This is a genomic window from Exiguobacterium sp. E4787 (assembly GCF_018618375.1).
Taxonomy (GTDB): Bacteria; Bacillota; Bacilli; order Exiguobacteriales; family Exiguobacteriaceae; genus Exiguobacterium; species Exiguobacterium chiriqhucha.
On record NZ_JACSLY010000004.1, the window covers coordinates 49,409 to 68,097 of the forward strand.

At 52.1% G+C, this 18,689-nt stretch carries 16 protein-coding genes and 1 riboswitch; of the genes, 12 read left to right on the forward strand and 4 right to left on the reverse strand.

Annotated elements, in window-relative coordinates:
* The first annotated feature begins 5 nt into the window (after positions 1 to 5).
* The 3 genes from alr to KNP80_RS06290 all read left to right on the forward strand — a co-directional run bounded on the left by alr (position 6) and on the right by KNP80_RS06290 (position 3,020).
* A complete protein-coding gene (gene alr / locus KNP80_RS06280; RefSeq protein WP_214719814.1) occupies positions 6 to 1,094 on the forward strand; it encodes an alanine racemase in 1,089 nt (362 codons plus the stop codon).
* A complete protein-coding gene (gene lysA / locus KNP80_RS06285) occupies positions 1,064 to 2,356 on the forward strand; it encodes a diaminopimelate decarboxylase (protein ID WP_251132342.1) in 1,293 nt (430 codons plus the stop codon). The genes alr and lysA overlap by 31 nt, the downstream gene beginning before the upstream one ends.
* Before the next feature lie 115 nt (positions 2,357 to 2,471).
* Complete coding sequence (locus tag KNP80_RS06290) at positions 2,472 to 3,020, forward strand: nitroreductase family protein (RefSeq protein WP_214834250.1); 549 nt, start codon at positions 2,472 to 2,474, stop codon at positions 3,018 to 3,020.
* A gap of 432 nt (positions 3,021 to 3,452) precedes the next feature.
* On the opposite strand, the gene KNP80_RS06295 is transcribed toward KNP80_RS06290, so the two are convergent.
* A complete protein-coding gene (locus tag KNP80_RS06295) occupies positions 3,453 to 3,989 on the reverse strand; it encodes a gamma carbonic anhydrase family protein (RefSeq protein WP_214833186.1) in 537 nt (178 codons plus the stop codon).
* 122 nt (positions 3,990 to 4,111) lie between these two features.
* Here KNP80_RS06295 and ade point away from each other — a divergent pair, with 122 nt between their 5' ends.
* The 3 genes from ade (at position 4,112) to KNP80_RS06310 (ending at position 8,160) form a co-directional block, all read left to right on the forward strand.
* On the forward strand, positions 4,112 to 5,821 hold the full coding sequence (gene ade, locus KNP80_RS06300) for an adenine deaminase (protein ID WP_214834255.1): 1,710 nt from the start codon (positions 4,112 to 4,114) through the stop codon (positions 5,819 to 5,821).
* A gap of 117 nt (positions 5,822 to 5,938) precedes the next feature.
* Positions 5,939 to 6,223 (forward strand): hypothetical protein, encoded by a 285-nt coding sequence (locus KNP80_RS06305; RefSeq protein ID WP_021065238.1) that lies wholly within the window; start codon positions 5,939 to 5,941, stop codon positions 6,221 to 6,223.
* A 57-nt stretch (positions 6,224 to 6,280) separates the two neighbouring features.
* Positions 6,281 to 6,455, forward strand: a riboswitch (Lysine riboswitch).
* Between the two features lie 112 nt (positions 6,456 to 6,567).
* Positions 6,568 to 8,160 carry a Na+/H+ antiporter NhaC family protein gene (locus tag KNP80_RS06310; RefSeq protein ID WP_214834258.1) on the forward strand — a complete coding sequence of 531 codons (1,593 nt, stop codon included), beginning with the start codon at positions 6,568 to 6,570 and terminating at the stop codon, positions 8,158 to 8,160.
* 113 nt (positions 8,161 to 8,273) lie between these two features.
* On the opposite strand, the gene KNP80_RS06315 is transcribed toward KNP80_RS06310, so the two are convergent.
* On the reverse strand, positions 8,274 to 9,902 hold the full coding sequence (locus KNP80_RS06315) for a peptide ABC transporter substrate-binding protein (RefSeq protein WP_214719819.1): 1,629 nt from the start codon (positions 9,900 to 9,902) through the stop codon (positions 8,274 to 8,276).
* A gap of 224 nt (positions 9,903 to 10,126) precedes the next feature.
* On the opposite strand from KNP80_RS06315, the gene KNP80_RS06320 reads away from it, so the two are divergent.
* A complete protein-coding gene (locus KNP80_RS06320) occupies positions 10,127 to 11,530 on the forward strand; it encodes a basic amino acid/polyamine antiporter (RefSeq protein WP_214833192.1) in 1,404 nt (467 codons plus the stop codon).
* Positions 11,531 to 11,571: 41 nt separating this feature from the next.
* Here the strand turns inward: KNP80_RS06320 and KNP80_RS06325 are convergent, their stop codons facing one another.
* Positions 11,572 to 13,614, reverse strand: a complete 2,043-nt coding sequence (locus KNP80_RS06325) for a bifunctional diguanylate cyclase/phosphodiesterase (RefSeq protein WP_214834263.1) — start codon at positions 13,612 to 13,614, stop codon at positions 11,572 to 11,574.
* Positions 13,615 to 13,770: 156 nt separating this feature from the next.
* On the opposite strand from KNP80_RS06325, the gene KNP80_RS06330 reads away from it, so the two are divergent.
* The 3 genes from KNP80_RS06330 to KNP80_RS06340 all read left to right on the forward strand — a co-directional run bounded on the left by KNP80_RS06330 (position 13,771) and on the right by KNP80_RS06340 (position 15,808).
* Positions 13,771 to 14,973, forward strand: coding sequence for an ornithine--oxo-acid transaminase (locus tag KNP80_RS06330; protein WP_214833196.1), 1,203 nt, complete (start codon positions 13,771 to 13,773; stop codon positions 14,971 to 14,973).
* Positions 14,974 to 15,062: 89 nt separating this feature from the next.
* Positions 15,063 to 15,467, forward strand: a complete 405-nt coding sequence (crcB, locus tag KNP80_RS06335) for a fluoride efflux transporter CrcB (protein WP_214833198.1) — start codon at positions 15,063 to 15,065, stop codon at positions 15,465 to 15,467.
* Complete coding sequence (locus tag KNP80_RS06340; protein ID WP_029596084.1) at positions 15,464 to 15,808, forward strand: fluoride efflux transporter FluC; 345 nt, start codon at positions 15,464 to 15,466, stop codon at positions 15,806 to 15,808. The genes crcB and KNP80_RS06340 overlap by 4 nt, the downstream gene beginning before the upstream one ends.
* Positions 15,809 to 15,842: 34 nt before the next feature.
* Here the strand turns inward: KNP80_RS06340 and yhfH are convergent, their stop codons facing one another.
* Positions 15,843 to 16,001 (reverse strand): protein YhfH, encoded by a 159-nt coding sequence (yhfH, locus tag KNP80_RS06345; RefSeq protein ID WP_021065246.1) that lies wholly within the window; start codon positions 15,999 to 16,001, stop codon positions 15,843 to 15,845.
* Positions 16,002 to 16,147: 146 nt separating this feature from the next.
* On the opposite strand from yhfH, the gene KNP80_RS06350 reads away from it, so the two are divergent.
* Together KNP80_RS06350 and KNP80_RS06355 are read left to right on the forward strand one after the other, a co-directional pair.
* Positions 16,148 to 16,522, forward strand: a complete 375-nt coding sequence (locus KNP80_RS06350) for an ArsR/SmtB family transcription factor (RefSeq protein ID WP_021065247.1) — start codon at positions 16,148 to 16,150, stop codon at positions 16,520 to 16,522.
* A gap of 106 nt (positions 16,523 to 16,628) precedes the next feature.
* Positions 16,629 to 18,662, forward strand: a complete 2,034-nt coding sequence (locus KNP80_RS06355; protein WP_214719824.1) for a heavy metal translocating P-type ATPase — start codon at positions 16,629 to 16,631, stop codon at positions 18,660 to 18,662.
* The last annotated feature ends 27 nt before the right edge of the window (positions 18,663 to 18,689 follow it).

Genomic DNA, 18,689 nt, shown 5'->3' on the forward strand with positions numbered 1-18,689 from the left:
TTTGTATGGGAGTCACAATTGACTTGAATGCGATTCGCGAAAACAAACGTCGGATTGAAGCGCTTGGCCGACCGGTGTTCGCCGTCGTAAAAAACAACGCCTATAACTTAGGGATGGAGCCAGTTGTGACGACACTGTACGAAGAAGGGGTGCGTCACTTCATGGTGACGACGCTTGACGAGGCGAGCGAGGTCCGGGCATCAGCTCCGGAAGCGCGCGTCCTTGTCATGAACCCGGTCTACGAGTGGACAAGCGTCCATCGGGACCATCTTGACGTCGCCATCGGTTCTTACGATTGGCTCGTCTCGCAACGGGACCAGCTCGACGGGGTCCGGCTTCATTTGAAGCTCGACGTCGGCATGAACCGTTTCGGTGCGAAGACGTTCCAGGAAGCGTTGGCCATCGTCGCCTTTTGCCAAGACGAAGGGCTCGACCTTGTCGGCTTATGTACACACTTCCCACTCGCGGACGCGGATAACGCCGAAATCGAGCATAGTGTGCACGTGCAACGGTTCGCCGACTGGTCGAATCGTCTCATGGAACGGCACACGTTCGAGATCGTGCATGCGGCCAACAGTGCGGCGACGCTTCAAGCGGATCCGCGTCTCGGACATTGCACGCACGTACGTGTCGGCATCTTTCTGTATGGCTACTCTTCGGTCGAACCGGTCGATTGGCTCGTCCCGGCGTTTCGCTGGGAGACAGAAGTCGTCGCCGTGCACGACATCGAGGCCGGTGCCCACGTCGGTTACGGCACGGGCTACACGGCCGAGACGAAAGAACGCATCGCCGTGCTCGCGGTCGGCTATGGCGACGGACTCATGCGGGCCCGGCGCTTCTTACCGGCCCACATCGAAGGACGGGCCTATCCGTTCATCAGTAACATCTTCATGAGCCACAGCTTCCTACGCGTCGATGACACGATTCAAGTCGGAGACCAGGTCGAGCTTTACGGCCATCTCACGAAAATCGATGACGTGACCCGCACCGGGCACGCCAACAACTCAGAACAATTATGCGCACGCTCATGGCGTGTCCCGCATCGCTTTGAAGGAGGCAATGTATGTACACCACCAACCAATCAGTTTGTATGATCGAAGGCGTGTCCGTCCGTGAACTTCAAGCGACGTACGGGACACCGCTCTATATCATGAGCGAGCCTGAACTCGAACGTCGCCTCGGCCTCATCCGGAACGCGTTCCTCGACAAGTATCCGAACACGTACGCGCTGTACGCATCGAAAGCGATGTCGATCGCGGCCGTGTACGACAAAGTGATGGCAGCCGGTCTGAGCATCGACGTCGTCTCGCGCGGCGAGATGTTCGTCGCGCTCCACGCCGGTGTCCCGGCCGACCGGATTCACGTCCACGGGTCGAACAAGACGGTGCAGGACATCACGTTCGCGCTCGAGAACGGGATCACCCACTTCACGATCGACAACATGCGTGAGATTGGGCTGTTGTCGGGTCTGGCCGCTGCGCAAGGGGTAGACGTTGATGTATTGCTCCGCATCGTCCCACAAGTCGTCGGAGGCGCCCACGAGGCGATTCAGACGGGCGGGGTCGATACGAAGTTCGGCTTCCCGACCCATGACGACACGTATCTCGAAGCGATCAAGGCGACGCTGCAAGCGGAACGGTTGAACTTGACGGGGATTCATTGTCACGTCGGTTCGCAGATTCAAGAGCCGACGCTGTTCATCAATACGGTCAAGACGATGGTCAACTTCATCGAGACGATTCGTCAAGAGACGGGGTATACGGCCGACGTCTTAAATATCGGAGGCGGCTTCGGTGTCGCCTATCTCGAATCGGACGACCCGCTCGACTTCGCCGATACGATGACGCAAGTGATGGATACGCTCGTCGCGGAAGTGGAACGCTTCGGCTTGCCGCTTCCGAAAATCGGCATTGAACCGGGCCGTTGGCTCGTCGCCAACGCCGGTGCGACGCTCTATGAAGTCGGGACGGTGAAAGAAGTGAGCGGTGTCCGCACGTACGTCTCGGTCGACGGAGGGATGACGGATAACATTCGTCCCGCTCTCTATGACGCTGAATATGACGTCATTGTGGCGACACGGATGGATGAAGCGAAGACGCTCGAGGCGAAAATCGTCGGGGCGTGCTGCGAGTCGGGAGACATCATCTCGAACCGTTCGCTTATCCCGCCGGTCGAAGCGGGTGATCTCTTGCTCGTCAAAGCGACGGGAGCGTATAACTTCTCGATGGCGAGCAACTATAACCAGATGCTCCGCCCGGCCGTCGTCTTCGTGAAAGACGGAACGCATCGTCTCGTCGTCCGGAGACAGACGCTCGAAGACTTGGTCACCTGTGAGATTATCGGACAATCGACATGACGCCATAAACGCATTCCTGAATCAGGGATGCGTTTTTTTATGGAAGTCGTTCTTCTTCAAATGAGAAATGCTTTTAATTATGATGAGAGAGAGAACAGAGGGGGAAGTGACTTCAATGGAAAAGACAGCAGGACAACAGTTGATTGAATCACGGCGGACGATTCGCATGTTCACGGAAGAACCAATCGCGACGAAAGTACTCTATGACTTGTTGGCGTCAGCTCATCAAGCGCCGTTTCATAACAAAGTCGAACCGTGGAATCTCTATTTGTTCAACGGGGAGGGAAAAGAAGTCTTGCTTCAGGCGCTCGAACCGGCGTTTCAAGATGGACCAGAGGGGAAGCGTGAGAAGATTGCCGGGCGTATTCGTAACGCGGCCGCATGTGTCTACGTGACGACGAAGCATTTCGAGACGGACAAAGGGAAGAAAGATGCAATGCTCGCAACGGCGACGATGATTCAAAACTTCCATTTATTATGTAGCGAGCAACAAATCGGACTCGTTTGGCGGACGGGCGGTATTTTTGAGGATGCTAGGCTTCAAGAGATGATTGGAGCTGAAGGTGAGACGTTTGTCGGGTTACTCCAGCTCGGTCGTTACGAAGACGTGCCACCGACGAAGCAACGTCAATCGATTGACGCTAGTTTGACAATTTTTGAGTGAACGAAAAGGCCCGAGCGTAGGTGACTACGACCGGGCCAATATTTATAGGTCAATGAGACTGAGCCGTTCATGTGAGCGCTCGGTTTATTTTTTTAACTTGGCTGCAAGCCAGTCTTGAATGACATTCGTTGGAATCATTGTGTTCACGTTCCCTCAGTTTTAATTTCTTTCTCTATATTATTATCCAATTGCAGTCGTTCCCAAACCTCGCGATGTGTTCCTTGAAGCGTAGCGTCAAATGAATCCTCGATATGCAGGTAATGACTTGGGTTAATGGACGAGGCGTACAAGTCTAGAATCAGTTCGGCATGGTTTGGATACATACAATTGGCCCCTTTCGAAACGTCGGCTTGACTACATCCTCAGTATACAGGGGGAACATGAAGAAAAATCGGGGGAATCGTTAACATTTTATGAATCTTGCAAACGCTTTCACAAACTTTGTGTAGATGTCAGTGGTTCACACGTCTGTTTGTACTGCTCGGCCCGCTTCGCGTATTTGTTGACGGTCCGTTCCATGATAAAGCGATCCTCATCATTGAGCGGACGGACGACTTTGGCGGGGACACCCATGACCATGACGCCTTCCGGGATTTGCATGTTCGGTGTGACGAGCGCCCCGGCGGCGATGAACGACCCCTTCCCAATCTTTGCCCCGTCGAGGACGGTCGCATGCATGCCGATGAGACAGCCTTCTTCAATCTCACAGCCGTGAATCATCGCCATATGTCCGATGGAGACGCGGTCATGGATGACCGTCGGAGAGCCTTCATATTGGTGCACCATCGATCCGTCTTGGATGTTCACGTAAGAACCGATGCGAATCGGTCCTTCATCTCCCCGAATGACCGTATTGAACCAGACGCCGGAATGGGCACCGATTGTGACATCACCGATGACATGGGCTCCGGGTGCGAGAAACACCGTCTCGTCGACTTGCGGCGTCAATTCGCCTAATTTGTATTGCATATGTGTAACCCCTTTCAAACAGATATGCTTTCATTGTCGCATAAGTTGAAAAAGAAATTGCGCCTGAAAGATTATTCTTGTTAAGATAGTAAAAATACGTAGAAAAAAAAGGAGACACACAGATGGAGAAACAACATTTGATTGACATCGCGGCGAAGAAAAAGAAAGCAGCGGTCGTCTTTAAAGATGTGGCGGTCATTGACGTCTACAGTCGCGAGACGATTCGCACGGATGTCGCCATCGACGCAGGATACATCGTGGCCATCGGGGACGGCTACGAAGGGGAGACAGAGTATCACGACCCGTCTTGGACATTGGCACCATCGTTCATCGATTCCCACGTCCATATTGAGTCATCGATGGTTCCACCCCACGAGTTCGCCAAAGCGGTCCTGCCGCTCGGTGTGACGACGGTCATCGCCGATCCGCACGAGATCGCGAACGTCAACGGGGCACTCGGGATTGAGTATATGCTCGCGGATGCTGAGGGGTTGCCGCTCGACGTGCGCATGATGCTCCCGAGCTGTGTACCGGCGACGCCGTTCGAGCACGCAGGGGCGAAACTATACGCCGAGGACTTGGCGCCGTTTTTAGACGATCCAGGGGTGCACGGTCTCGGCGAAGTGATGGATTATCCGTCCGTCGAGTCGGGGAGTGCGGACATGCTTCAAAAGATCGCCCAGACCGAACTTGCCGGGAAAGTCGTCGACGGCCATGCCTCAGGTCTTGGTCCGGATCAGTTGAACGTGTATCGCACGGCCGGTATCATGACCGATCATGAATGCACGACCGCTGAAGAGGCGCTCGAACGGGTGCGCCGCGGTTTTTACGTTCAGATTCGGGAAGGATCGGTCGCCCGGAACGTCGAGCAGGTCAGTTTGGCCATCACCGAGAGCAACGCCCACCGGTTCTTGTTCTGTACGGACGACAAGCATTTGGACGATCTCGTCGCCGAGGGTGGCATCGACTACAACATTCGCATGGCGATCAAACAAGGCGTCAAGCCGGAAACGGCGTATGCTGTCGCCAGCCTGCACGCGGCCGAGGCGTACGGGTTGAAAGAAGTGGGGGCCATCGCACCGGGCAAGCGCGCGAACTTTGTCATCTTGTCAGACGTCGAATCGGTAACAATCGATACTGTGTACGTGAACGGGGAAGTCGTCGCCAAGGCAGGCAAGGCCACGTTCGAGGCTGATGGGATCGAAGTGCCGAAACCGATGCGAGGCGAGCTGAAGCTGCCGGACTTGACGCCGGAGTCATTCCGCTTGGCCGTGAAGGAAGAGGCGGTCGATGTGATTCAAGTGCTGCCGAACAGTCTCTTAACGAAACGGGAGCGGCTCGTCTTTAATCCGGACGCGTCGGGTGCCGATTTCACGCAAGATATCGCCACACTCGCTGTCATCGAACGTCATCACGGGACGGGTCATATGGCGCTCGCGCCGGTGACCGGTTTCGGCTTGAAACGAGGGGCACTCGCAGCGACGGTCGCCCATGACAGCCACAACCTCGTCATCGCCGGGGTGAGCCCGGACGACATGTTGCTCGCAGCCGAGACGCTTGAAAAAGTGGGCGGTGGGGTCGTCGCGGTGTCAGAGGGCAAGGTGCTGGCCGTCTTACCGCTTGAGATTGGCGGACTCATGACGAAACGTCCGTATGCGGAAGTGGCGGACGTGCTCGAACAGTTGAACGATGCGCTCGACGTCGTCGGGGCCCATCGTCACTTCAACCCGTATTTGACGATGTCGTTCCTCGCGCTTCCGGTCATCCCGGATTTGAAGTTGACCGATATGGGACTATTCGATGTGACGACGTTCTCATTCATCGAGTCGTAAGTCAGTCTAACGTATGATTTTTGTTAAGAACGACCCGAAACGATTGAATGGATCGGCTTAAGTTGGTATAGTTACGACAAGTTTCATCGGTAAATATGGAAAGGGGGGATATCACAGATGGAACAAGTTGCATACAACCGGTCGTATGATGAACATGGGGATTTGATCAATTCTGTATATCGTGCCTTCCAAGACCGATGTCAAGAATTGCCCGACGAGACGCGGACGAAACGGCGATTGCGTCACCTTATTTTCTTAACAATCAAAGAACATACGACGTCACACGCCGAGCGTTTTGTCTTATATCATTTCTTTAGTGATTTCTTTAAAGCGGTCGAGTCAGACGACCAGGCTGCACTCGCGGTGTTGAAACAAATCATCCGAGATGAAAAAAACTATTGATTAGTCACTATGACCTATGATAATTTAGACGTAACTTTAAATGAATATTCGTGCTATCGATGAGGTAGAGGTGCGATGCTGATGAGTAAGTAGTCCGAGGATGACAACGGTGAAGACTACAGAAAGGCAAGATCGCCGAAGTGTAAAGTCATGTCTCTGACTTTGTGCTGGGCTGACGGGAAATACCCGTCAGACTGCCATACATATTTACGTATGGAGCGCTCCAAGTCGGCTAAGAAAGACGGAACATCCAGCGAGGGTGTCGGCTTTGTTGCCGATGCCCTCGCTTTGCGTTTTTTTAAGCATAGGGGGGCCTCATCTCTAACAAAAGAGGAGGAAATCACATGGTAGATTATTCAACTTCGGTACTCTCACTCGTACCGGCTTTATTGGCCATTATTATGGCCATCACAACACGGAAAGTCATTCCGTCACTCGGTGTCGGGATTATTGCAGGGGTCTTATTGCTTCACAATTTTAATCCTCTCGAATCGATTCAATATTTGTGGTCGAACGTCATCGCCTTATTCTGGGCCGACGGAGCCATTAATGAATGGAACGTGCTCTTGATTGCGTTCTTGCTCTTGCTTGGGATTTTGTCATCGATCATTCAAACGTCGGGTGGCGCCCGCGCGTTCGGAGAATGGGCCGCTTCAAATGTCAAGACAGCCCGTGGTGCTCGTCTCGTCTCGTTCGGACTTGGGATTTTAATTTTCATCGACGATTACTTCAACAGTCTCGCCGTCGGGAATATCAGCCGACCTCTCACGGATCGGAAAAAAGTGTCACGGGCGAAACTCGCCTACATGATTGACTCAACGGCCGCACCAGTCTGTGTCATCAGTCCGTTATCGAGTTGGGGAGCCTACATCATTGCCATTCTTTCAGGTATTCTTGCAAAATATTCGATTGACAGCTATTCATCGTTCTCGGCGTTCATTCAAATTATCCCGATGAACTTTTACGCCGTGTTCGCATTGCTTTTGACAGCTTATGTCGCCTACACGGGACTTGCCATCGGACCGATGCGCACGCATGAACTCCGTGCCCTCCAAGGGGAACTCTACGACGCTTCGAAAGGTGCGCCGATGGGGATGAGTGAAGATTTGAACGAACATGAAGGTGGGAAAGTCCGTGACCTGATTGTCCCGATTATCGCCTTGATTATCGCGACAGTGTCGGCCATGCTCTATACGGGCGGCCAAGCACTCGCAGCGGACGGTCAGAGTTTCTCGTTGATTGGCGCCTTCGAATCGACGGACGTAACCCGTTCACTCGTGGCAGGTGCTGTCGTCAGTTTGATTGTGACGTTCATCTTATTAATCGGCCGCAAAATTCCGGCGAAAGACTACGGACAAGCGACATGGGGCGGAATTCGCGCCATGTGGCCAGCCGTGCTCATCTTGTTGTTTGCTTGGACGATTATCGCCGTCATCGGTGACATGAAGACAGGTGACTACTTGGCAAGTTTCGTTACAGATTCGATTTCACCATCTTACTTGCCGTTCCTCTTGTTCTTGATCGCCGGTCTGATGGCGTTCTCGACAGGAACGAGCTGGGGAACGTTCGGTCTCATGCTTCCAATCGGAGCCGATTTGATTATGGCAGTCGAGCCGGAGCTCTTGCTACCGACACTTGCCGCTGTTCTCGCCGGAGCGGTGTTCGGAGACCACTGTTCACCAATCTCGGATACGACGATTCTCAGTTCGACGGGTGCCGGGTCGCACCATATCGACCACGTGTTGACGCAGTTGCCGTACGCCTTGATTTCAGCCGGCGTGGCAGCGGTCGGTTACTTGGTCCTTGGAATCTCAGACTCGATGTGGGTCGGATTCTTCGCAGCCCTCGCGACGTTCGTCGTGGCGCTCGTCATTGCGCAAATTATCTCGAAACGCGGACGCGTACCAGCCGATATGCGGACTGAGCGCGAAGCGTAATCATCTAGATAAGGGACATACCACAACTTCGTGGTACGTCCCCTTTTTTTGCGTCACAACGGCATAGCCCCAACAAACAAACCCTGCCGCAAGCAAGCGGCAGGGTTTGTGGGTTAGTTGACGTCCAACCATTTGAAGCTAGCGTCAGCTCCGAACGGGTGGCGGTACATGTTTTCGATGTTTGAACGCTCAAGGTAAGCCTCACCTTTTTGGTAAATCGGTGCGATCGCGAAATCATCTTCGAGCAAGATGCGTTCGGCTTCTTGCATCGCTTCCCAACGTTTCATTTGATCGGCTTCTTGTTTCGCGCCTTGAATCAACTTGTCGTACTCGTCGTTCGAGTAAGCCATACGGTTGAACGGACCGTCTGTGACCCACATGTCGAGGTACGTCATCGGATCTTGATAGTCAGGGCCCCAACCGGCAGCGGAGACGTCATAGTCGCCAGCGCCTTCAAGTTCAAGGAAGTTTTTGAACGGCTGTTGCTTAATGTTAAGTGTGAGGCCAGGAAGGTTCTTCTCGAGCTCACCTTTGATATACTCGTTGACTTTCTTGAACGCTTCTTCGTCACGTGAGAGGAACTCAAGTTCGATTGTCTCGACACCGAGTTCGGCAAGACCTTTCTCCCATGCCGCTTTCGCCTCGTCGACGTTATAGCTTTGAAGGTCTGGATACTTCTCGCGGAAGTCAGCTCCATCTTCTGTGAACGTGAAGTCTTTCGCGACGATATAGTTGGCCGGCTGTGAACCGTCCGTCAAGATGACGTCTGTGACGCCTTGCTTATCGAAGCCTTTTGCGAGTGCCTCACGAATGTTGACGTTTTGAAGTGATTCGTTCTTCTGGTTGAAACGAAGGAAGTTGATTCGTGCGTCGGCACGTGTCTTGAACTCATCCGAGTCTTGGAATTGTGGAACGAATTCAGATGACAAGAGCGTGTAATCGACTTCGCCCGATTCGAACAAGTTGACGCCCGTCGCGACTTCTTTAACGACCTTGACGTTGATTGTATCCATCTTGACGTTTTCAGCGTCCCAATACTCAGGGTTCTTTTTATAGACCCAACCTTCATTGTCTTGCCAGCTATCTAACACATATGGTCCGTTGTAAAGTGTCTTATCGACAGCTGTCGCAAACGACTCGCCTTGTTCTTCGACGAACTCTTGCTTTTGCGGCATGTACGTCGGGAATCCTGTCAACCCGAGGAAGTAAGGGGCAGGTGCCTCCAATTGTACTTCGAGTGTCTTCTCATCGAGCGCTTTCGCGCCAAGCGTATCAAGTTCTTCTTCGCCTGCGAGAATTTTATTGGCGTTTTTCAAATCTTGGAGGATATAGGCGTACTCAGCACCTGTCTCAGGATTGAGGGCGCGTTTCCATGAGTAGACGAAATCTTCAGCTGTGACCGGTGAACCGTCTGACCAGTTCGCATCACGCAATTTGAAGGTGTATGTAAGTCCATCTTCTGAAATTTCTACGTCTTCAGCAATTCCCGGTACCGGTTGGTTATTTTCATCCAGACGATACAGTCCCTCGAAGACGTTGTTCGTCACGATGACTGACGTCGAGTCCGTTGTGAGCGTCGGATCGAGCTGTGGCAAATCTGTCGCCGAGACGAGCGTGATTTCCTTTTTCGCATCACTTGATGAAGAGCCTTCAGACGAATCTGTTGTTTCTTCTCCGCCGCCACATGCTGCCGTTGCAAGCAAAGCGACACCCGATAAAGCTAACCATTTTTTGTTGCGCATTGTGTTACCTCCCGAAAATTCTGATTGTTTCGAATATATTGCAATTAAACTACAAACAAGATGAATGCGCAATAAAATTTTTTAAATTATTCGAAAATATAAACATTAGCAAAATACCTATCTAAACACCATTAGTTTCAGTAGAATAAGGAAATCATCGAATGATTATACATTATCGATGTATAGTTATTCGTCAGACGTCAACTTTTTGTGGAGGGTTTTAAATGAAGTCACAGTCAGCCGGAATCGGCTTTTTTGGGCTCGCTGCCATGGTCGTTGGAACGATGATTGGCGGAGGCGCATTTAATTTACCGGGAGCGATGGCACAAGGTGCTGGAGTCGGTTCGGTGTTAATCGGATGGACGATTACCGGTATCGGGATGGTCATGCTCGCGTTCGTGTTTCAGTTTTTAGCCAATACACGTCCTGAACTTGAAGGTGGGATTTACGCCTATGCGAAAGAAGGATTCGGCAAGTTTGTCGGATTCAATAGCGGGTGGGGCTACTGGATGTCGGCGTGGATTGGGACGGTAGCGAACATCACGTTAATCTTCAGCACGCTCAGCTACTTCTTTCCGATTTTCTCGTCAGAACATCGGACGTTCCGCTTAATCATGAGCGCGGTCGTCATTTGGGGGTTGTTTTGGATTATCTCACGCGGGATGAGAGAAGCGGCGCTTCTTAATATTGTCACGACAATCGCCAAACTCGTCCCAATCTTTTTATTTATTGTCCTCATCTTGTTTGCGTTTCGGATTGACACGTTCCAAATCGACTTCTGGGGACAATCGGGATTTAGCTGGTCACAGGTGTTCCCGCAAGTGAAGTCGACGATGCTCGTGACGCTTTGGGCGTTCGTCGGGATTGAAGGAGCAGTCGTCTTGTCATCACGGGCTCGTCATAAACGGGACGTCGGTCGGGCGACGGTGATCGGACTCGTCGGAACGCTTGTCATTTATATGATGATCTCGATTTTATCGTTTGGGGTGATGACCCAGGAACAACTCGCGGCACTTTCGGAACCGTCGATGGCGTACGTGCTCGAGGCCGTCGTCGGACCAGTCGGTGCGACCATCATCAACATCGGACTCCTCGTCTCGCTCTCGGGTGCCCTGCTCGGGTGGACGATTCTCGCGACGGAGATTTCGTACGTCGCGAGTCGTGACGGCGTGTTCCCGAAACTGTTCAATCGACTCAATCGAAATGAGACGCCGGTGAGCGCCTTGTTCATCACACAGGCGTTCACACAACTCGTCACGATCATCGCTCTCTTTTCGGAACAGACGTACTTGGTGCTCTCGAGTATCGCCGGCATCGCGGCGCTCGTCCCATACTTGTTCTCGGCCTTGTTCGGTTGGAAAGAGGCACGGCGGACCGGAACACGCCCGATGCTCGTCATATCGGGGATTGCGACCGTTTATGCGGCCTGGCTCCTCTATGCGTCAGGTGTCGAGTATATGCTCATCGCCATGATTTTGTACGCGCCGGGCGTGTTCGTCTTCATGTTGGCCGAACGTGAACAAGGCCGGCCGTACCTCAGCCGGTTGCAATATATGATTGCGGTTGTCATCCTGTTGGCGGCCACTTACGGTGTCTATGGACTATGGACGGCGACAATCAGCCTATAACAAAAAGTCATCGTACGTCGTGAGACGCGCGATGACTTTTTTCATTGACTGTTGTCCGTCAATAAGCGAACGACTTCAATTGGAGGAAGCGGCTTGGCGTACAAAAACCCTTGGAACGAGTCGCAAGCGGTTTGCTTCAAGTGGTCGAGCATCTCTTGGTCCTCGACACCCTCGGCCACGACGTGCAGATTCAGGCTCTTGCCGAGGTGGACGATGACATCGAGTAAGTGTGACTTCGACGTCAACCAATCATCGAGGAAGACTTTATCGATTTTTAGCTCGTCGACCGGGAACGACTTCAAGTATTGCAGTGACGAGAAGCCGGTCCCGAAGTCGTCGATGGATAGGCGATAATCGAGACGTTTGATTTGATCCATCCGGGCGATAATCTCGTCCGTCTGCTGCATGACGAGACTTTCGGTAATCTCGAGGATGATATCGGACGGATTCAAATTGAGCTGTTGCTTGATGTTGCGAAGCGTATTGATGAAGCTGTCGCTCCGGAATTGGTTCGGCGAAATGTTGACGGCCATCGACAACGGGTGATCGACGAGTTGTTGCCAGGCTTTCAACTGTTTGGCCGCCTCGAGAATGACCCAGTTGTTGATCGGGACGATGAGCGCCATCTCTTCGGCGAGCGGGATGAACTCTGACGGCGGGATTTGACCGAGCTCTTCATGGTGCCAACGGAGGAGCGCCTCGAAGCCGATGAGCGTGTCAGTCTTTAACTCATACTTTGGTTGATATTCTAAATAAAAATGTTTTTCTTCAAGCGCTTGATAAAGCGCCTTCTCGATATGGATTTGACGTGAGAACGCATCGTCCATATCTTTCGTGACGAACTGGATTGTCCCGACACCGATTCGCTTGCCTTTGAACAAGGCGCTCTCGGCGCGTGTGTACAGTTCTTCTAGTGAAGACGTGGCGGACGGATAGAAGACGCACCCGATGGAAATCGACACCATGATGGAGTGATGATAAATCCGGAACGGACGCTGCAGTTCATGTTGTAATTGACGTAGCAACTGGAACACTTCTTCTTTCGACTGTTCAAAGAAAATCAACCCGAACAAGCCACCCGACGGATGGAACATGACGCTCGTCTCAGGCAAGAACTGCGCGGCCCGGTCCTTGATTTGAAGGAGCAATTCGTTGCCGACGCGTGAACCGAACGATTCATTGATGATTTTGAAGCGATCGATATCGAACAAGGCAACGTGAACCAAGCCATCTCCTTGATCGACATCCGTCAACACGTGGCTGTACTGACGGAGCCATCCTTTCTTGTTCAAGAGTCCGGTCAAGTCGTTATGGTACGCGAGATAATTGACCTCTTGCTCGAGTCGCTTTTTATCTGAGACGTCAAAGCCGAAGGCGGTATATTGTACGATTTCGCCTTCATCACTCAAAATCGGGACGACCGTCAAATTGAGCCAACACATGTTGCGGACATGCCGCTCGGAACGGACAGGCATTTCACCGTTCCAGATGCGGTCGGTCGTAAGTGCTTGAAGCACGTCCTCGGCAAGCGGATGATTCTCAAATGACGGATGGATGAGCTCGAACCAGTTACGACCGATGAATTGATGATCGGGTGCGCCGATTAACCCGCAGAGCAACGGATTGATTTCTGTAATCTCGCCGTAAGCGTTTGTTGCCAAATAATACGTCGATTGTTCAATCATCGCTTGAAAGTGGTGAAGCAGATTGAACTGTTCTGTACTGATGAGCGGCCCAAACCCTTTCGGCAGGAACGCAAGGAAGTAGCCCGTATAGTTGTTGATGGAAAAAGATTGTAAATAAGCAGTCGCATAGACGACTGATCCGTTTTTATGTTTGAACGGCGTCATCGCCGTCGTCGAGAACGGATATTGAAGGAGCATCGGTGACCAGGATTCAAGCGCATCCTGTAAGTGTTGGACAACAGGGAGCGGATGGTGAAGCACCTCGTTTCGTCCCCATCCGAACAGCGTTTCCGCATATTCGTTCCACAGCAGGACGTTGCCATCGAGATTGATGTAACAGCATGGAACAGATAAAGCATCGATAAACTCGTCAATCGGCAAATCACGCAATGAAGCCACGTCGTTTCCTCCAATCTACATCAAATGAATCATAATCTACGTTCAGTGTACCTTATTTTGCCAAACCGAGGAATGGGCAAGTTGGTCGTTGTCAAAAGAAAGACGGTCATCATATACTGAAGGAGTAAGATAGTTTTTTGATAAGGGGGAAATCAAATGTCAAAGACACAAGAAGTGATTGAATTGACAGAGAAATTCGGGGCGCACAATTATCATCCACTTCCAATCGTCATCTCGGAAGCGAAAGGGATCTGGGTGACAGACCCAGAGGGGAACCGCTACATGGATATGTTGAGTGCCTATTCGGCCGTCAACCAAGGTCATTGCCATCCGAAAATCATTCAAGCACTTAAGGACCAAGCCGATAAAATCACGCTGACGTCACGTGCGTTTTACAATGATCAACTCGGTCGTTTCTACAAAAAAGTGGCAGCGCTTACAAACAAAGAGATGGTGTTGCCGATGAACACGGGTGCGGAAGCGGTCGAAACGGCTGTCAAAGCGTCGCGGCGCTGGGCGTATGAAGTGAAACAAATCCCAGGTCAAGCGGAAATCATCGTCTGCTCGGGCAACTTCCACGGCCGTACGATGGCGGCGGTGTCGATGTCGACAGAAGCGGAATATCAACGTGGATTCGGGCCGCTATTGCCAGGGTTTAAAGTCGTGCCGTACGGTGACATCGATGCGTTCGAGGCGGCCATCACTGAAAATACGGCGGCGTTCATTGTCGAACCGATTCAAGGCGAAGCCGGCATCATCATCCCACCGGTTGGTTACTTGAAGCGTGCTAGCGAGTTGTGCCAGCAGCATAACGTGTTGTTTGTGGCCGATGAGATTCAATCAGGGCTCGGTCGCTCAGGTAAATGGTTCGCCATCGAATGGGAAGATGTGGAGCCAGATATGTATATTCTCGGAAAAGCGCTCGGGGGCGGCGTGTTCCCGGTATCGTGTGTGGCGGCCAATGAAAACGTCTTGAGCGTATTCAATCCAGGATCACACGGTTCGACGTTCGGGGGGAATCCTCTCGCGGCGGCCGTGTCGATCGCGTCACTCGAAGTGTTAGAAGAGGAGCAGTTGCCAGAACGTTCCCTCGAACTCGGCACATATTTCATGGATCGTTTGAAATCAATCGACAATCCACTCATTAAAGATGTGCGCGGTCGCGGTCTGTTCATCGGGATCGAATTGACGGAAGCAGCCCGTCCATACTGTGAGGCGCTTAAAGAACGCGGCCTGCTCTGCAAAGAGACACATGAGACGGTGATTCGATTGGCACCACCGCTCGTCATCACGAAAGAGGAGCTCGATGAGGCGTTCGAGGCCATCTCGGCCGTGTTCGCACCAGCAGCTATTTCGTGATCACTCATCGCTTGGTATAATGGTTACAGACTCAACACCTGTCTCGCGACGTGCTCGCGGCAGGTGTTTTTTTGAAGGGAGGCCTGGCGATGCTATATGCATACGTCGGTTTGGCAGGAGCGCTAGGTGCCTTGGCACGTTATGGGATCGGCACAGGCATCGAGACGTTTTGGGTCGGTATGTTTCCGCTCGGGACGCTGCTCATCAATTTATCAGGCAGTTTCGCTCTCGGTTGGCTGACACACTTCCTGTTTCAGTCCGGACGACTCTCCCCGAGTGTCGTCACCGCGGTCGGAACCGGGTTTATCGGCTCGTTCACGACGTTCTCGACGTTCAGTGTAGAGACGATTGAGTTGCTGGAGTCCGGCGCAGTTGGCATGGCCTTGCTCTACGTGACACTAAGCCTTATGCTCGGTCTGTTCAGTTCGTGGCTCGGGTTTTGGTTCGGACGGCGTCGGTTCAAACAGTTCAGGCGAGAAGAGGTGGTGCGATGACGATCGCCATCATTATGCTGGGGGCGTTCTTTGGAGCGATGGCACGGTTTGGCATTGGTCAGCTCGTCAAAACATGGACGACATCTATGTTCCCGTGGGCGACGCTGTTCGTCAATGTGAGTGGGTCGTTTTGTCTCGGCTATTTATATGCGTCGAGTGCCGGCCCGTCGCTCATGCTTGGACTCGGTGTCGGCTTTCTCGGTTCGTTCACGACGTTCTCGACGTTCAAGCTCGAAGTGATGCGGTTCGTCGCCAAAGACTGGCTTCGTTTCGGGATGTATTTGCTTGCGACCTATGTACTTGGTCTGCTGGCGGCCTATCTCGGTTATCATCTGCCATGACAAATCCCTCGGAACACGTTTCCGAGGGATTGTTTTATTCGCTAAGTTGGAGTTTTTCAGCACAAGATGGGCACGTGTTCTCGTAAGACTCGCACTGCTCATCCATCTGTTTCCCGCACTCTTGACACGTCTTGTCCGGTAACTTCCGATAAAATTCGACGGAAGATTCAAGTCGGCTTGCCCATTCATTCATTGTAACTGCCCCCTTTATTTAAGTAACGTAGCTGTTATGTTGTTTTGATTGTATTATAACAGAGGGTGATAAGTCAATAATAATATATAACAGATTTATAAATCGGATTTTGTTAGAATGAGAGTATAGAAAATGAGGTGAGATGGATGAAAGCACCCCAATGCGAAACGATTGCCATTCAGAATGAGGATGTCGGGGTATTACAACAAGCGTTGACCGATCTTGATGCGACGCGGGTCAGTCGATTATTCAAAGCGTTCGCCGATCCGACCCGACTTAAAGTGCTCTACGTGCTCACGCTCGAAGCGGAACTGTGCGTCTGTGACGTGGCGGCCGTGATTAAACATTCGAATGCCACGGCGTCCCATCACTTACGGACATTGCTCGAGCAAGGACTTGTCAAATATCGAAAGGATGGAAAAGTCGTTTATTATTCGCTCGACGATGACCACGTCCGGTTGCTCGTCGAGATTGCGATGGCCCATAGCGCCGAGCAAGATGAGACTGAATCAGACACGTGAGGCTGACTGGGATTCCAGTCGGCTTTTTTTTCGGTTGTAATTGTGAGGCGACCGCGTTACGATATATTCAAATGAACGTTTGAATATAAAAGGGGCGAAATTAACGATGAAACGAGATGTATTGCCCGTCGAAGGGATTACATGTACGAACTGCGCCGCCAAAATCGAGAAGAGTGTGACGGGAGAGGACAGTGTCGCCGCTTGTCAGATTGATTTTGCGACAAGTCGAATGATTATCGAATGGAATGATTCGAAAGATCATACGGAGACGCTACGGGCTATCGAAGCGTCGATGGCGCGAATTGAACCGGGTGCTCATTTTGTGAAAGATGATGAGGAAGTACCGATGTCGAGTCGCTTGTTATGGCGGTTCGGGATTGCATTCGCATTTCTGCTCGTCGGTCTGTATACCGATTCGCTTGTCGTGTACGGAATCGCCTACGTGGTTGCGGGTTATGATGTCGTCTATGCCGCATTTCGTAACGTATGGCATCGGGAATGGTTTGATGAGAAATTTTTAATGACGATTGCGACGGTCGGTGCGATTGCGATTTCGGAGTATCCGGAAGCGGTCGCCGTCATGCTGTTTTATCAACTCGGTGAGTATTTCCAAGCGAAAGCGGTCCACGCTTCACGGCGGTCGATTCAATCGCTATTGAATTTGAAACCGACACGCGCACGCGTTCTTGTTAAGGGGCGAGAAGTTGAGAAACGACCTGAGGACGTAACGGTCGGCTCCGTCATCATAGTGCGGGCTGGTGAACAAGTGCCGATGGATGGTCAGGTGTTACAAGGGGACAGCTCACTGGATACGGCTTCTCTGACAGGAGAGTCGTTGCCACGCCAAGTCGGGCCTGGTGAAGACGTATTGGCCGGCATGATCAACCTCGAAGGACGGCTCGAAGTTCGGGTCGAGCGACCGGCTGCGGAGTCGAGTCTTCAAAAGATGATTGCCCTCGTTGAACAGGCGAGCATGAACAAGGCGAAGACGGAACAGATGATTACAAGGTTAGCTAAAGTGTACACGCCGATCGTCGTCGTTTTAGCGGCTGTGGTCGCGTTTGTCCCGCCATTGTTTGTCGGAAATTTGGAGGAGTGGGTGTACCGGGCTTTAATCTTCCTCGTCATTAGTTGTCCGTGTGCCTTAGTGATCTCAATTCCGCTCGGTTATTTCGGTGGAATTGGTGCTGGCTCGCGGCGTGGCATTTTAGTGAAAGGCGGCGAGTATTTGGACGTCCTCGCCGAAGTTGAGACGGTTATCTTTGATAAGACCGGAACGCTCACGACGGGACGTTTTGAAGTGACGGATATCGCGACGAATGGTGAATTGACGAAGAACGAGTTGCTCCAACTTGCGTCTCGTGTCGAGATGGCTTCGACGCATCCGCTTGCAAAAGCAATCGTCGAGCAAGCCGGTCCGGTCGCGCCGTTCGCAACAATCCAAGAAGAGCCGGGTTACGGACTGATGGCTATAGACGGTGAACACCGCATTTACGTCGGTAGTGCCCGCTATATGAAAAAATTGGGCTGCTCGATCCCGACGGAGACATCGGGGACGATTGTGCATGTCGTGAAAAATGATCGCTGGCTCGGACGAATCGAGTTGAGGGACGAAGTGAAGGCGGATGCGGAACAGACGATTCGTGCGTTGAAACAATACGGATATCGGACAGTCATGCTGACGGGTGATCGGCAAGAAGTCGCGAATGCCGTCGGTTCAGCGATTGGCATCGATGAAGTGTACAGCGAGTTGCTTCCACATCAAAAAGTAACGGAAGTCGAGCGGTTGGCAACAACCGGCAAGGTCGCTTTTGTCGGTGATGGCTTGAACGATGCGGCGGCGCTTGCGCGTGCTGATGTCGGACTCGTGATGGGTGGTGTCGGTAGTGATACTGCGGTCGCAGCAGCTGACCTTGTTCTCATGAATGATGCCCCACACGATGTTGTGGCGGCGATTGATTTGAGCAAAAAGACACGACGAATCGTCTGGCAAAACATCACGTTCGCGTTCGGGATGAAGGCGCTCTTCCTCTTACTCGGCGTATTCGGACTCGCCTCAATGTGGGAAGCCGTGTTTGCCGATGTCGGGGTCGCCTTACTCGCCATTGGGAACGCCACCCGATTGATTCACGCCAAATAAAAAACCTCGAGCATGCTCGAGGCTGGG

Excerpts from the sequence above, each read along its gene's own strand:
- lysA (WP_251132342.1), top strand. The coding sequence starts at position 1,064 with ATGTACACCACCAACCAATCAGTTTGTATGATCGAAGGCGTGTCCGTC.
- KNP80_RS06315 (WP_214719819.1), bottom strand. The coding sequence starts at position 9,902 with ATGCGCAACAAAAAATGGTTAGCTTTATCGGGTGTCGCTTTGCTTGCA.
- KNP80_RS06320 (WP_214833192.1), top strand. The coding sequence starts at position 10,127 with ATGAAGTCACAGTCAGCCGGAATCGGCTTTTTTGGGCTCGCTGCCATG.
- KNP80_RS06295 (WP_214833186.1), bottom strand. The coding sequence starts at position 3,989 with ATGCAATACAAATTAGGCGAATTGACGCCGCAAGTCGACGAGACGGTG.
- KNP80_RS06290 (WP_214834250.1), top strand. The coding sequence starts at position 2,472 with ATGGAAAAGACAGCAGGACAACAGTTGATTGAATCACGGCGGACGATT.
- KNP80_RS06305 (WP_021065238.1), top strand. The coding sequence starts at position 5,939 with ATGGAACAAGTTGCATACAACCGGTCGTATGATGAACATGGGGATTTG.
- alr (WP_214719814.1), top strand. The coding sequence starts at position 6 with ATGGGAGTCACAATTGACTTGAATGCGATTCGCGAAAACAAACGTCGG.
- ade (WP_214834255.1), top strand. The coding sequence starts at position 4,112 with ATGGAGAAACAACATTTGATTGACATCGCGGCGAAGAAAAAGAAAGCA.
- KNP80_RS06355 (WP_214719824.1), top strand. The coding sequence starts at position 16,629 with ATGAAACGAGATGTATTGCCCGTCGAAGGGATTACATGTACGAACTGC.
- KNP80_RS06310 (WP_214834258.1), top strand. The coding sequence starts at position 6,568 with ATGGTAGATTATTCAACTTCGGTACTCTCACTCGTACCGGCTTTATTG.
- crcB (WP_214833198.1), top strand. The coding sequence starts at position 15,063 with ATGCTATATGCATACGTCGGTTTGGCAGGAGCGCTAGGTGCCTTGGCA.
- yhfH (WP_021065246.1), bottom strand. The coding sequence starts at position 16,001 with ATGAATGAATGGGCAAGCCGACTTGAATCTTCCGTCGAATTTTATCGG.
- KNP80_RS06330 (WP_214833196.1), top strand. The coding sequence starts at position 13,771 with ATGTCAAAGACACAAGAAGTGATTGAATTGACAGAGAAATTCGGGGCG.
- KNP80_RS06350 (WP_021065247.1), top strand. The coding sequence starts at position 16,148 with ATGAAAGCACCCCAATGCGAAACGATTGCCATTCAGAATGAGGATGTC.
- KNP80_RS06340 (WP_029596084.1), top strand. The coding sequence starts at position 15,464 with ATGACGATCGCCATCATTATGCTGGGGGCGTTCTTTGGAGCGATGGCA.